Here is a 12895-nt window from a genome sequence, read left to right on the forward strand (position 1 = left end):
GAGACGGGAGCCACCACGACGTGACCGAACCGGGTTTGAATGAATTGAATGCCGTGCTGGCGCGCGTGCCGTCGGTCGAGCGCGTGCTGTCGTCGGCACCGCTGCAACCGCTGCTGGCCGACTACGGCCGCACGCGCGTGCTGAACGCCGTGCGCGCCGAGCTCGACCGCTGGCGCACCGCCGCCCAGCACGATCCGGCGGCGGCCGAACCGCTCGACGAACCGCACATCGCCGCAGCCGTCGCGCGCACGCTGGCCGCGCAGAGCACGAGCGCCGTGCGCGCGGTGTTCAACCTGACCGGCACCGTGCTGCACACGAACCTCGGGCGTGCGCTGTTGCCCGACGAAGCGGTGCGCGCGGTGGTCGACGCGCTCACGCAACCGGTCAACCTCGAATTCGACCTTGCAACCGGTCGCCGCGGCGATCGCGACGATCTCATCGACGGTCTGCTCTGCGAACTGACGGGCGCTGAAGCGGCGACCGTCGTCAACAACAATGCGGCGGCCGTGCTGCTGACCCTGTCGGCGCTCGCAACGAAAAAGGAAGTCGTCGTGTCGCGCGGCGAGCTGGTCGAGATCGGCGGCGCCTTCCGCATCCCCGACATCATGAGTCGTGCCGGCGCCAAGCTGCGCGAGGTCGGCACGACCAACCGCACCCACCTGCGCGACTACGCGGACGCGATCGGCCCGCGCACCGGGCTGCTGATGAAGGTGCACTGCAGCAACTACGCGATCAGCGGCTTCACGAAGGAGGCGTCGCTCGCCGAACTCGCGCCGCTCGCGCGCGAGCACGGGCTGCCGGTCGCCGTCGATCTCGGTAGCGGTACGCTCGCCGACCTGACGCAATGGGGGCTGCCGCACGAGACCACCGTGCAGGAAACCGTTGCGGCCGGCGCAAACGTTGTCACGTTCAGCGGCGACAAGCTGCTCGGCGGCCCGCAGGCCGGCCTGATCGTCGGCGACCGCGCGCTGATCGCGAAAATCAAGAAGCATCCGCTCAAGCGCGCGTTGCGCGTCGGCAAGCTGACGCTCGCGGCGCTCGAGCCGGTGCTGCGCCTGTACCAGGCGCCCGAATTCCTGCGCGACCGGCTCACGACGCTGCGCCTGCTGACGCGCCCGCAGCGCGAGATCGCTGAAGCCGCCGAGCGCGTGCGTCCGGCGCTGCAGGCTGCGCTCGGCAACGGCTACGACGTGACGGTCGAGCCGATGTTCAGCCAGATCGGCAGCGGCGCGCTGCCGGTGGACCAGTTGCCGAGCGCAGGGCTCGTCGTTCGCACGCCGGACGGCAAGCGCGGCGGCCGCGCGCTCGCGCAGCTCGAGAAGCGGCTGCGCGAATGGCCGCGCCCGGTCATCGGGCGCATCGCCGACAACGCGTTGCGGCTCGACCTGCGCTGCCTCGAGGCGTCGGACGAAGCGGCCCTCGTCGCGCAATGCGCACACGTCGCAGGGCCCGCTGAATGATCGTCGGTACGGCAGGGCACATCGACCACGGCAAGACGACGCTGGTGCGCGCGCTGACGGGGGTCGACACCGACCGGCTGAAGGAAGAGAAGGCGCGCGGCATTTCGATCGAACTCGGTTACGCGTATACGCCGCTCGACAACGGCGACGTGCTCGGCCTGATCGACGTGCCGGGCCACGAGAAGCTGATTCATACGATGGCGGCCGGCGCGTGCGGGATCGACTTCGCGCTGCTCGTGATCGCCGCCGACGACGGCGTGATGCCGCAGACGCGCGAGCATCTCGCGATCCTGCAACTGCTCGGGGTGACGCACGGCGCGGTCGCGCTGACGAAGTGCGATCGCGTCGACACAGCGCGCGTCGCCCAGGTGCGCGACGAGATCGCCGCATGGCTGCACGACTCGACGCTGGCCGGCGTGCGGGTCTTCGAAACCCGTGCGACGGCCGTGGACGATCCGGGCGTCGCTGCGTTGAAACGTCATCTGGCCGACGCGGCGATCGCATGGCGCGCACGCCGCGACGACGGCCTGTTCCGGCTTGCGGTCGATCGCGTGTTTACGCTCGCGGGGCAAGGGACCGTCGTGACGGGTACCGCGTTCGCCGGTCGCGTCGCGACGGGCGACACGCTCGCGATCGTGCGCACCGGCGGCGCGGCGCGCGTGCGCAGCATCCATGCGCAGAACCGGCCGGTCGAGGCCGGCCGCGCGGGCGAGCGTTGCGCGCTGAACCTGGCCGGCGTCGACAAGGCCGACGTCGAGCGCGGCGATACCGTCGCCGATGCACGGCTCGTCGCGACCTCGCCGCGTCTGGATGTCGAGCTGACGCTGCTCGCGGATGCCGGGCTGACGCTGACGCACTGGGCGCCGCTGCACGTGCATCTCGGCACGCTGCATCGCGTCGCGCATGTCGCGCTGCTCGACGGTGACACGCTCGCAGCCGGTCAGCGGATGCGTGTGCAACTGGTATTCGACGAACCGGTGTTCGCGTTGCCGGGCGACCGGTTCATCGTCCGCAATCCGCAGGCGACGCGCACCGTTGGCGGCGGCCGCGTGCTCGATCCGTTCGGGCCGGCGCGCAAGCGCCGCACGCCCGCGCGCCGCGCGTGGCTCGATGCGCTCGCCGGGTGGCTCGACGCAGGGCGCCTCGATGCGCTGCTCGCGCAGGCGCCGCTCGGCATCCCGCGCGCGACGATCACGCATCTCACCGGTTTTGGGCCGGACGCGCTCGCGTTGCCGGACGATGCGCTGGCGATCGGGCAGCGCGACGCCGCGTCGAACGACGGCACGGTGATTTCGCAGGCGCATTGGCGCGCGCTGCAGACGCGGGCGATCGATACGCTGCGCGCGTATCACGAGCGCGTACCGGACGAGCAAGGGCTCGACGCCGCGCGTTTGCGGCGGATGGCTGCGCCGCTCGCCGGCGATGCGCTGTGGCGCGTGCTGGTCGACGCGATGGTGGCCAGTGACGAAGTCGCGCGAAGCGGACCGTGGCTCCATCTGCCGTCGCATGCGGTGAGCTTTGATTCGCGCGAGGAAGCGCTGGCCCAGCAACTGCTGCCGCTGATTCACGCGGGGCGTTTCGATCCGCCGTGGGTGCGCGATCTCGCCCGCGATACCGGCGCAGCCGAGGACGCGGTGCGCACGCTGCTGCGCAAGCTCGCGCGGCGCGGCGACGTGCACCAGGTCGTGCGCGACCTGTTCTATCACGCGGGCGTCGTGCGCGAGCTGGCGGAACTGGTTGCGCATCTCGCGCCTTCGCGTGGCGGCGGGCTCGATGCCGCGACGTTTCGCGATGCGACGGGGCTCGGCCGCAAGCGTGCGATCCAGATTCTCGAGTTCTTCGACCGGGTTGGGTATACTCGCTTCCACCGCGATCTTCACTTCCTGCGGCCTGACAGCGGTTGGGTAAGTATTCAGGCGTAGGCGCTCGTCGTTCTTTTTGTTGTGTTCCCCGAGGAAGGCATTCGTATCCGGTGGTACGGCTGGACTTCAAATCCAGTTGGGGGTGTCAGACACTCCCGGGTAGGTTCGACTCCTGCTGCCTTCCGCCACAAGGCCTTTCCGGGCTATTCCGACTTCTTCCGCTGATGTCCTCTAGGTCGCTGATTTTAAAGCGGTTTATGGGTAGCGCCATGCTTGGCGGACGGATGGTGAAGGACCCGGCGGTCAGTGTTGGTTCTCATCTGCGGTCTGCTCGACAGGGTCAGTTTTGCATCGGCGCTAACAGTTGAGCAAAGCGGCCAGCGCACCAGGATGTGAAAGCGCCGAGTTCTCTGAATAGATGGCGTCAAGCAGCACGGCCGGTTTACCGACAATCATTTTGGTCGGGCGACCGGGATGATTGTCGGTCGTTACGCACTACCTGCAGCAGCGACCTGGTAAGTGTGAGCTGAGCCGTAGCCGCTATAGATGACTGAAGTGACGTTCGAAGTTGTCGCGGAGGGCGTGCCGGATGTAGCGTTACCGAAGGATTAAAAATTAGGATTGCGTACATTAAGATAGGCTGCGGCGAGCTGACCGCCTACGGACCAGATCTGATTGCGCGAGTAGTCCCCAGAAACACCTCCAAGGCTACCGACAACGCCGAGTCGGGGATCTGTACGTTGTTCACGATCGAAGAGGGTGGGGATCATTTACCGGATGGCGTGTGGCAGCGGAGTGCCGGCACCCGCAATGTATAATCGCCCCCTCAATTTACCCCCCTGTTCAGTATGGCGACTAACACGAAAGATCAGGAAAATCCGGGCTTTCTGATCAGGCGCTTGCAGCAGATATCCGTGATGCTCTTCCTCGAGAAGCTGGAACCGCTTGGCATTACGCCCATTCAGTTCACGATTCTCCGCATCGTGCATGAGGAGCCCGGTATCGATCAGGTTTCGACAGCCCGGCGTGCGTTTCTTGACCAATCCACCGTGACCGATGTGGCTGCGCGCCTGGAGCAAAAAGGCTTGCTGATTCGTGTGCCGGGCCAGATCGACCGTCGAAAGAAAGTGTTGCGGCTGACGTCCGAAGGCGAGGCGGTGTTGGTTAACGCGCGTCCGCTGGCCGACGCTGCCAGGAAGGAACTCCTTTCCGGCTTGACGCGTGAGCAGAAGAAGACCGTACTGGAGCTGATCTCCATCATCGTGCAGGGCAAGTCGGACGAAATCTTGGGCGGTCCCGAGCGACGTCCTTGGGGCCGATCCAGAAACGATGAAGATCTGTAAGTAGAAACCGTTGTTGGGGCGCTTGGATCTTCCGAGCGCTGCGGCCTTGTCGCGGACCGCATTTGATCGATCAGGATGCTCGATAAAAATATGAAAAATCTCCTGATTCCCCCGCTTCCTGTCATTCATTTCGCTGCTCTGATGAACCCGCGGTTCGGTTCTGAACTGCCGGCTGCTTACGCTCGGGAACACAGCGCGTAGCGTTGTCCGTCGAACGGACGCGTCGTGCTGCGTCTACACCGATGCGCGCCTTCAGTTTGTCTGACCCAAGATCGGATGAGAGCGTCCAGCGGCTAGTCGGAACTTGAACGCCGTTTCGCGTACCGTTCGTACGCCTGTTGACACGTCGCCCGATTGTGATAATCTTGAGTATACTCATCATTATTGATGAGCAACGATCTACCTGTCCGTCCTGATAACGGCTCGTGCAACGGGTAGCAGAGGGCATGGAGACTGCGAACGGGCCTGAGACAACCCTTTCGCGATTACGAGATTTTTTAAAAGAGGCTAGCGTGCAACTTCATCCAGTTCTTTCCGAGTTCCAGATCAACATTGGTAAGCATTCCATACGTTGTTACGATTCTGATCCGTCGCGAGAAAAATCGAACACGATCGTTTTGATGCATGGTACCGGCGGCTCGGCCGCGCTCAACTTCTGGGCGTTGTTCCCGATGCTAGCCATGCGTCATCGAGTGGTTGCATTCGATTTTGTCGACATTGAAGACGACGCCAACGGTGGATATGTCGAGCAGGCGAGCGCGGTGATGGAAACGATTTCGTGTAATCGGCCTGTGCATGTCGTGGGGTATTCGTTTGGCGCGGTGATCGCGGCGCAGATCGCGGCAATACGCCCGTCCTGGGTGGCGTCGCTCACGCTTGTCGCTGGATGGATGAAAACGGATCGCCATCAACTTTTGCGTAACGACGTATGGCGCGATCTCCACGAGGCCCAGCATCCCTCGTTGGCGGCATTTTCGTTTCTGAGTCAGTTCAGTCAGCAATTCATCAATTCGAAAACGCCGGCCGAGATCGACGCCATGATCGGGAGTATTCGAAACGGACCGGATCGATCGGCAAAGATGCGTTTCAACCGGACTGTAGACATCACCGAACAGGTCGAAAAAATCAGCTCGCCCACGCTGATTGTGGGGTGCACATTCGACCAGATGGTTCCGGTCAGGCATTCACGATTGCTGTTTGGCGCGATCGAAAACAGCCGCTTCGCACAAATCGACGCGGGACACGGTGTGGTCGTCGAGCGTCCGTCCGAGTTGTTCACCATGATCGACACGTTTGTCAAAGACCCGGAGGCAGAATTGCCCGGGACCATCTTGCTCAATAACCACGCCTGAATTGCGGGGAACCACGATGAACCACTCAACGGACTTCAAAGAAGACTCGGCTGTTTCTGTCGACGTAGTGATTATCGGAAGCGGTTTTTCCGGTTTGGGAATGGCGACGGCTTTGCGACGCAAACAAGGCGTCAATTTTGTCGTGCTGGAGCGTGCACACGACGTGGGCGGGACCTGGCGCGACAACACGTACCCCGGCGCGGCATGCGATATCCAGTCACACCTGTACTCGTACTCGTTCCGTCCCAATCCTCAATGGACGCGCGTTTACGCCCGGCAGCCGGAAATTCTCGAATATCTTCGCGCGACGGCGGAGGAAGAGAATCTCTTGCCGCACATCCGGTTTGGGGAGGAAGTCTTGCGTGCCGACTGGATCGAGGCGCGGAAATTGTGGAAGGTCGAGACCAATACAACCGTCTATTACACGTCGGTGCTGATCTCGGCTGCGGGACACCTGTCCGACCCGTCATTTCCAGATATCGAGGGGTTGGAAAGTTTCGAAGGGGAACTGTTTCATTCGGCTCGCTGGGACCACTCATATGACTACGCGGGAAAACGGGTGGGCGTTATCGGCACCGGAGCATCCGCGATTCAGATCGTTCCGGAGCTGGCTAAGACGGTCCAGCAACTCACGGTTTTTCAGCGTTCAGCGCCTTACATCATTCCCCGTCAGGACTATGAATACACGAAAGCCGAGCGCGGCATGTTTGCGCGTTTTCCGGACACCGCTCAAGCGTTGCGTGATGAACTCTTCTGGGGAAATGAGAGTCGATTTCCTCAACGACGCCGCGTTCCAGCCTTCATCGATCAGATAACGCGAACGGCTCGGCAGCATCTGGACGCGCAAATAGTGAATCCCGAGCTCAAGCAGAAATTGACGCCAGACTATGCGATAGGCTGCAAGCGGATCCTGATTCCAACGACTACTATCCGACGTTGACGCAAGAGCATGTTTCCCTGGAAACGGCAGGCATCGCCAGAGTGGAGCCTTCGGGCGTCGTTCTTCGGGACGGCCGGAGCGTCGATCTGGACCTGCTGGTTGTGGCGACGGGGTTTGAAGCCGCCGACCTGCCAATTGCCCAAAGGATTTCTGGCAAGAACCAGCTTCCGCTTGCGGATGCGTGGCATGACGGCGGGCAAGCGTTTGCCTGCACGACCGTGGCAGGCTTTCCCAATCTCTTTGTCATGCTTGGACCGAATACCGGTTTGGGCGCCGGTTCGATCATTTACATGGTTGAAACGCAGGTTCGCTACATCGAGGAGGCGGTGGAGTTTGCGCTGAACAATCGCGCGATGCTTGAGCCGCATGCCGAGACTCAGGAGCGTTACGTCCAGAGTATCTACGCGAGGGCAAACGGATCTGTTTGGGTGGAGGGGGGATGCAGCAGCTGGTATCTGCATCCAACGAGCGGCAAGCTCACTACGCTCTGGCCAGACTTCATGAGTCAGTTCAGGTGCGAAAACGGCACGTTTTCGACGGACGGATACGATGTCAGCCTGCTCGATGAAGAACGGCATGTCGTCAGTCAATCCGGATCGCCATCCTCAACTGAGCGTCCGGCATAAGGTGCGTACTCGCAACGGCAAGTGCGAGCCTGCGTGAATAGAAGAAAGAGACTGCTCCATCCCGCGTGAAGCCGGTTGCGGGACGGAGCAGTCTCAGATAGACGTGGAGCGGGAGCGATTAAAAGCGGTGTCGGATTCCGACCATCACCAGTTCCTGCGTGCTCGTTCCCCCAGCCACGTACGCGTCCGCAATCACCGCCTGTGCCGGACCCGCACCGTTGCTGCCCGACGCGTGTTCATAACTCGCCGACGCGTAGAGATCCGTTCGCTTGCTGAGCGCGTAGTCCGCGGCGAGAGTGACCTGATGATAGGTGGCCGACGAGTCCCCGTGCGATTTCAGGAAATCGTAGCCCACCTCGAACTGCGTAGCCGGAGAGACTTGCCACAACGCGTACACCGATCCGTTGTTGTAACGCTCGCTGGACGTGAATTTTGAACTGGCGTCCGCCAGATACTCCGAATAACTATAGTAGCCGCCCAAAGTGACCGGGCCCAAGGCGTAGCTGGCGCCTGCCCGCACTATGTTGAGGCTCTTGGCCGTGGCATACGCGGCGTTGACGGGTGAAAAGAAGATACTGTCGGCGCTGGTCGTGCCACGCGACGAATAGGTCGCGTTGCCGTTGTCTTCATGAAAGAACCCTGCTGCCATCGTCAACGGGCCGTGGTTGTAGTTTGCCGCGACGCTATAGGTCGAGCCGGAGCCCGTTGCGCCCGCGATACCGCCAAATGAATACATCGCCGCCACCTGAAACCCCGACCATACGGGGCTTGTCCATTTGACCGCATTGCTCACATGAATCGATGAGTCGGCCAGATCGACGTCGCCGGGTGCGGTGAAATACTCCAGATAGTTGTTGCCTTGTACCGAAATGACAAGATCGGTCAGAACATCGAACTGGCGACCGAGCGTAATCGTACCGAGCGTGTCGCTCGCGATGCCAAGGTATGCCTTGCGACCGAACAACAAACCGCCCGACATGGCCCCCGTATTGACGTTAAAGCCATCCTGCAGGTTGAATACCGCCTTCAGGCCACCGCCGAGATCTTCCGTTCCCCGGATTCCCCACTGACTAACGGAAAGTTGCCCCGATTGCAGCTTGACCTGATTGTTGGCGCCGCCGGTATTGTGGGTATATTGAATCGAGTTGTCGATGATGCCGTACAGCGTCACCGAGTTTTGCGCCAATGCTAGCGGTGCAAAGGTCATTGCTCCGATTGCGAGTCCTGATCGAAGGTAATTCGCCACTTTATATTCTCCTCTGTCGATGAAGTGAGCAAGCCGTCGCCCTTGGAGAAAGTCAGGGGCGTGGGTTTTGTTCGATGCGTTGCAAGCCGTGTGATTATTTTTTTAAAAACTTTTATCGACTATTTTTCTCCTCATGATTTTAAAAAGTTTATTCGGAATACTTATTGATATGGGTAGCTGATAACTACGTGATCATCAACCGGTCAGGCTTCTTCTTCGATCCGGTTTGTCAGGATCCCAAGCCGCTCGACTTCCACTTCCACCACATCTCCCGCGCGCAGCCAGAGCGGTGGGTTTCTCTTTGCGCCTATGCCGCCAGGCGTCCCGGTCAGGATTACGTCACCCGGTTCGAGGCGAGTGAATTGCGAGCAGTACTCGATCTGCCGGGGGATATCGAAGATCATCTGATCGAAGCATGCTGACTGAACGACTGCCCCGTTCAAACGTGTTTCGATGGTGAGTTTCGATAGTTCGCCCAGTTCATCGGGGGTCATCATCCACGGCCCGAACGCGCCGGTACCAGGGAAATTCTTGCCGGGCGTGTACTGATGCGTGTGACGCTGGAAGTCGCGCACGCTTCCATCGTTGTAACAGGCATATCCCGCAACGTGTGCCAGGGCCTCGTCGCGTTCGATATAGCGGCCGGCTTTTCCAATCACGAGCGCAAGCTCACCTTCGTAATCGAATTCCGCCGACACTTTCGGCTTGATCATGGGTGAAAGATGCGCCGTCTGGCTGCTGGCAAAACGTACAAATATCGTTGGGTGCTCCACGTCGGATCGACCGGTTTCCTTGCGATGCATTTCATAGTTCAGGCCCACGCAGAGGATCTTTTGAGGGTTGGGGATGGTCGGCAGCCACTCGACTGAGTTCAACGCATATGACGGGGCTTGCGCCGAAGCCTGCGCCACGCCATCCAGATTTGCAGCGATAGCCGCTTTCAGGTCGGCAAACTGGTGAACCATCACCTGACCCACGTCGAGGAACTCGTTGCCGCGAACGATCCCCCAGGTGAGTCGGCCTGCAATCCTGACCGAGGAAAGTTTCATCGTATTTCCATAAAAGACTCGATTGTTTGCACCACTCGCCGACATACAGGGAGGCGAAGTGCACAGGGATCCGCGGTGCTGTCTGCTCGTTCAATCGATCGCAGCCATTGCGTCGATTTCGATCAACAACTCCGGCGCGACCAGTGAACTGACGCCGACCAGCGTGCTCGCGGGATAGGGGCCGCTGCCGAGAAGGCGATTGCGCACGGTGCGTACAAGAGCGGCTTTCTCGGCGGTGAGATCCACGACATAAGTCACCACCTTGACGACGGCGGCGGGATCGGCGCCTGCCGCCTCAAGCGCGGCGAAAAGATTGGCATAAACCTGTTCGGTCTGTAGCGCGAGATCACCCGCACCGATCAGACGGCCCGCCGCGTCTTTGGAGACTTGGCCCGAAATGTGAACGAGACGTCCCGGACCCGATACGGTGACGTGGGAAAACCCCACCGGGGCAGCCAGCCCCGGAAGAGTCAGATAGTCGATCTTCATATTTGCTCTCGTTGTTGCGATTAAAAGGTATCCGGAATAAGGATGGAACGATCGACCTTCGCGATGTCGGTATGTCCGCAATGGGCCATCGTCACATCCAGTTCCTTGTGCAAAATCTGCAATGCCTTGCTGACGCCGGCTTCACCCATGGCACCCAGGCCGTACACCATGGCGCGGCCGATCAACGTGCCGCGCGCGCCGAGTGCCCATGCCTTGAGTACATCCTGACCGGTACGAATGCCGCCATCCATCCAGACTTCGCTTGTGTGCCCGATCGCATCGACGATGGCGGGCAACGCGCGAATGGACGACGGCGCGTGATCCAGAACCCGTCCGCCGTGATTGCTGACCACGACGACGTCGGCGCCATGCGCGACGGCTAGCGCCGCGTCTTCCGCATCCATGATTCCCTTGACGATCAGCTTGCCGTCCCATTGGCGGCGAATCCAGCTGATGTCATCCCAGCAGAGCCGCGGATCGAATTGCTCGCTCGACCACGCGGAGAGCGAACGGATGTTGCTGACCGATTGCACATGCCCAACGAGGTTGCCGAACGTGCGGCGCTTGGTGCGCGCCATGCCTGAACACCATCGCAGTCTGGACGCGAGATTGACAAGATTGGACAGAGTCGGTCTGGGCGGGACGGTCATGCCGTTCTTCAGATCCTTGTGCCGCTGACCAGGGACCTGGATGTCCACCGTCACCATCAGGGCCGAACACCTCGCCGCCTTGCACCGATCGATCATCCTGACCATCGCGTCGCGATCTCGCATCATGTAGAGCTGGAACCAGAAGGGCGCCTTGGTGTTGGCGGCAACGTCCTCGATCGAACAGATACTCATCGTCGACAACGTGAACGGGATGCCGAATTTTTCGGCTGCGCGAGCGGCGTGGATCTCGCCGTCGGCGTGCAGCATGCCGGTCAGGCCAACCGGTGCGATGGCGACCGGCATGACTGCGGGTTGCCCCGCCATGACAACTGCGGTACTACGACTCGCCAGATTGCCCATCACGCGCTGCCGGAAAAGAATCCGCGCAAAGTCGGCCTCGTTGGCCCGATAAGTCGTCTCTGTCCACGAGCCGCTGTCGACATAGTCGTAAAACATCCGCGGCACGCGACGTTTGGCGAGCAACCTGAGATCGTCAAGGCAGGTGATTACCGGCATGGCTGCAACATCCTTGTCCGAACCGCGCTGGCGTTGAACGGCGCGCTCATGACAGTTGGTCCATCGCATCGACAACCGCCGACGCCGCGCGATCGATGACGTCGCTGTTCATGACCGTGCTGATGGCGACGACACCGTGTCTCGCGATAAGCACGCCGCGCTCGTACAGCGCCCACCAAAGCCGGAGCTGGGCTTCGAGGATTGCGCCGTTGTCGCGCGCGTGAGCCGGGAATATCCGGCAAAGCGAGCCTTGCCCGCGGGGCTGCCACCCATGTCGGGCAAGCGGTTCGACGAGCTGGCCACGAAAACGCTGGCCGAGCGCATCGATGTGTGCCAATGCCGGCTCGTCCAGCAGGTCGAGCGCCGCAACGCCGGCGGCCATCGACACGGGATTGGCCGCGAAGGTCCCGCCATGCTCCAGCGATTGACCGCTCAGCGTGTCCAGCCCAGTCATCCAGTGGGCCTTGCCGACCAGGGCTCCAATGGGCAATCCGCCACCGATGAGCTTGCCCAGACAGACCAGATCGGCGTCGAGCGCGCGCGCGCCGACCAGGCCGCCGTAGCCCAGCCGGAAACTGATGACCTCGTCGACCACGAGGGCGATACCGTGGTGGCGAGCGAGCCGCGTGGCCGTCTCCAGGAAAGCATCGCTGGGCGGCACCATGCCGATCCGGTTGGGCAGAAGGTCGAGCACGATTGCGGCGAATTGGCCGGGGCCGCTGTTCACCACTTCTTCGAGCGCCGCCACGTCGTTGAAGCCGACGACTTCCGTTTGATCCCACATTCCCGACGGTATGCCGCGTGCAACCCGTGGCCCCATCGTCGGCAGCAGCGACTCTCCCCAGCCGTGATAGGAGCCGTTCACCACAATCACGCGGGAGCGGCCCGTTTGAGCACGCGCAAGGCGTACGGCCAGTTGCACGGCCTCGGTTCCCGAGTTGGTATAGCGCACCTGGTCGAGACCTGTGAGCCGATTCACCAGGTGTCTCGCATGTTCGATCTCGTGACGGTTTGGCAGCCCGAAGGCCATGCCCGCGGCGGCCGCTTCCTGCGCGGCCGAAACGACGGCTGGATGGGCATTGCCATGAACGTTGACGGTGAACGTGCCGTGCAGGTCAATCAGCTCCCGGCCGGTGTCGTCCCATAGTCTCCAGCCTTCGCCGCGCACAGCGGTGGGCGACCATGGTCCGACGGCGAGCATTGTCTTGCCGATGCCGCCAGGTAGCAGGCTATGGCCTCGCGGGCCGGTGTTGACTTGTGCAAGAGGACTGCGCGACGAGTCCGATAGCGCTTGTGACATGTGATCTCCAACGTCTGGACACAAAAAAGCATTTCAAGAAGAAACGTTTCTGCATAATCGAG

At 61.5% G+C, this 12895-nt stretch carries 11 protein-coding genes and 1 tRNA gene; 7 read left to right on the forward strand and 5 right to left on the reverse strand.

The features are described from left to right. The first annotated feature begins 20 nt into the window (after positions 1–20). From selA to BBJ41_RS41600, 7 genes are all read left to right on the forward strand, one after another. Positions 21–1460, forward strand: coding sequence for an L-seryl-tRNA(Sec) selenium transferase (gene selA, locus BBJ41_RS18390; RefSeq protein WP_069747798.1), 1440 nt, complete (start codon positions 21–23; stop codon positions 1458–1460). Continuing rightward, complete coding sequence (gene selB / locus BBJ41_RS18395) at positions 1457–3382, forward strand: selenocysteine-specific translation elongation factor (protein ID WP_069747799.1); 1926 nt, start codon at positions 1457–1459, stop codon at positions 3380–3382. The genes selA and selB overlap by 4 nt, the downstream gene beginning before the upstream one ends. A gap of 32 nt (positions 3383–3414) precedes the next feature. Then, positions 3415–3510 (forward strand) — tRNA-Sec (locus BBJ41_RS18400). A gap of 729 nt (positions 3511–4239) precedes the next feature. Then, positions 4240–4665 carry a MarR family winged helix-turn-helix transcriptional regulator gene (locus BBJ41_RS18405; RefSeq protein WP_232036302.1) on the forward strand — a complete coding sequence of 142 codons (426 nt, stop codon included), beginning with the start codon at positions 4240–4242 and terminating at the stop codon, positions 4663–4665. Between the two features lie 446 nt (positions 4666–5111). Beyond that, complete coding sequence (locus BBJ41_RS18410; protein ID WP_083282043.1) at positions 5112–6017, forward strand: alpha/beta fold hydrolase; 906 nt, start codon at positions 5112–5114, stop codon at positions 6015–6017. 16 nt (positions 6018–6033) lie between these two features. Beyond that, the gene (locus BBJ41_RS41595) at positions 6034–6957 is read left to right on the forward strand and encodes a flavin-containing monooxygenase (RefSeq protein WP_236872101.1); all 924 of its coding nucleotides are present in this window, start codon (positions 6034–6036) and stop codon (positions 6955–6957) included. Then, positions 6954–7583, forward strand: a complete 630-nt coding sequence (locus BBJ41_RS41600; protein WP_175984685.1) for an NAD(P)/FAD-dependent oxidoreductase — start codon at positions 6954–6956, stop codon at positions 7581–7583. Before BBJ41_RS41595 ends, BBJ41_RS41600 begins: the two co-directional genes overlap by 4 nt. A 118-nt stretch (positions 7584–7701) precedes the next feature. Here the strand turns inward: BBJ41_RS41600 and BBJ41_RS18420 are convergent, their stop codons facing one another. The 5 genes from BBJ41_RS18420 to BBJ41_RS18440 all read right to left on the reverse strand — a co-directional run bounded on the left by BBJ41_RS18420 (position 7702) and on the right by BBJ41_RS18440 (position 12833). After that, positions 7702–8790, reverse strand: a complete 1089-nt coding sequence (locus BBJ41_RS18420) for a porin (RefSeq protein ID WP_069747802.1) — start codon at positions 8788–8790, stop codon at positions 7702–7704. Between the two features lie 242 nt (positions 8791–9032). Further along, positions 9033–9878, reverse strand: a complete 846-nt coding sequence (locus BBJ41_RS18425; RefSeq protein WP_069747803.1) for a fumarylacetoacetate hydrolase family protein — start codon at positions 9876–9878, stop codon at positions 9033–9035. A gap of 90 nt (positions 9879–9968) precedes the next feature. Continuing rightward, positions 9969–10367, reverse strand: coding sequence for a RidA family protein (locus BBJ41_RS18430; RefSeq protein ID WP_069747804.1), 399 nt, complete (start codon positions 10365–10367; stop codon positions 9969–9971). Positions 10368–10387: 20 nt separating this feature from the next. Continuing rightward, the gene (locus BBJ41_RS18435) at positions 10388–11533 is read right to left on the reverse strand and encodes an alpha-hydroxy acid oxidase (protein ID WP_069747805.1); all 1146 of its coding nucleotides are present in this window, start codon (positions 11531–11533) and stop codon (positions 10388–10390) included. A gap of 46 nt (positions 11534–11579) precedes the next feature. Beyond that, complete coding sequence (locus BBJ41_RS18440) at positions 11580–12833, reverse strand: aminotransferase class III-fold pyridoxal phosphate-dependent enzyme (protein WP_069747806.1); 1254 nt, start codon at positions 12831–12833, stop codon at positions 11580–11582. Positions 12834–12895 lie beyond the last annotated feature (62 nt).

Origin of the sequence: Burkholderia stabilis, assembly GCF_001742165.1 — a bacterium.
GTDB lineage: Bacteria > Pseudomonadota > Gammaproteobacteria > Burkholderiales > Burkholderiaceae > Burkholderia > Burkholderia stabilis.

Excerpts from the sequence above, each read along its gene's own strand:
- selB (WP_069747799.1), top strand. The coding sequence starts at position 1,457 with ATGATCGTCGGTACGGCAGGGCACATCGACCACGGCAAGACGACGCTG.
- BBJ41_RS18405 (WP_232036302.1), top strand. The coding sequence starts at position 4,240 with ATGCTCTTCCTCGAGAAGCTGGAACCGCTTGGCATTACGCCCATTCAG.
- BBJ41_RS18410 (WP_083282043.1), top strand. The coding sequence starts at position 5,112 with ATGGAGACTGCGAACGGGCCTGAGACAACCCTTTCGCGATTACGAGAT.
- BBJ41_RS41595 (WP_236872101.1), top strand. The coding sequence starts at position 6,034 with ATGAACCACTCAACGGACTTCAAAGAAGACTCGGCTGTTTCTGTCGAC.
- BBJ41_RS18420 (WP_069747802.1), bottom strand. The coding sequence starts at position 8,790 with ATGACCTTTGCACCGCTAGCATTGGCGCAAAACTCGGTGACGCTGTAC.
- BBJ41_RS18425 (WP_069747803.1), bottom strand. The coding sequence starts at position 9,878 with ATGAAACTTTCCTCGGTCAGGATTGCAGGCCGACTCACCTGGGGGATC.
- BBJ41_RS18430 (WP_069747804.1), bottom strand. The coding sequence starts at position 10,367 with ATGAAGATCGACTATCTGACTCTTCCGGGGCTGGCTGCCCCGGTGGGG.
- BBJ41_RS18435 (WP_069747805.1), bottom strand. The coding sequence starts at position 11,533 with ATGCCGGTAATCACCTGCCTTGACGATCTCAGGTTGCTCGCCAAACGT.
- BBJ41_RS18440 (WP_069747806.1), bottom strand. The coding sequence starts at position 12,833 with ATGTCACAAGCGCTATCGGACTCGTCGCGCAGTCCTCTTGCACAAGTC.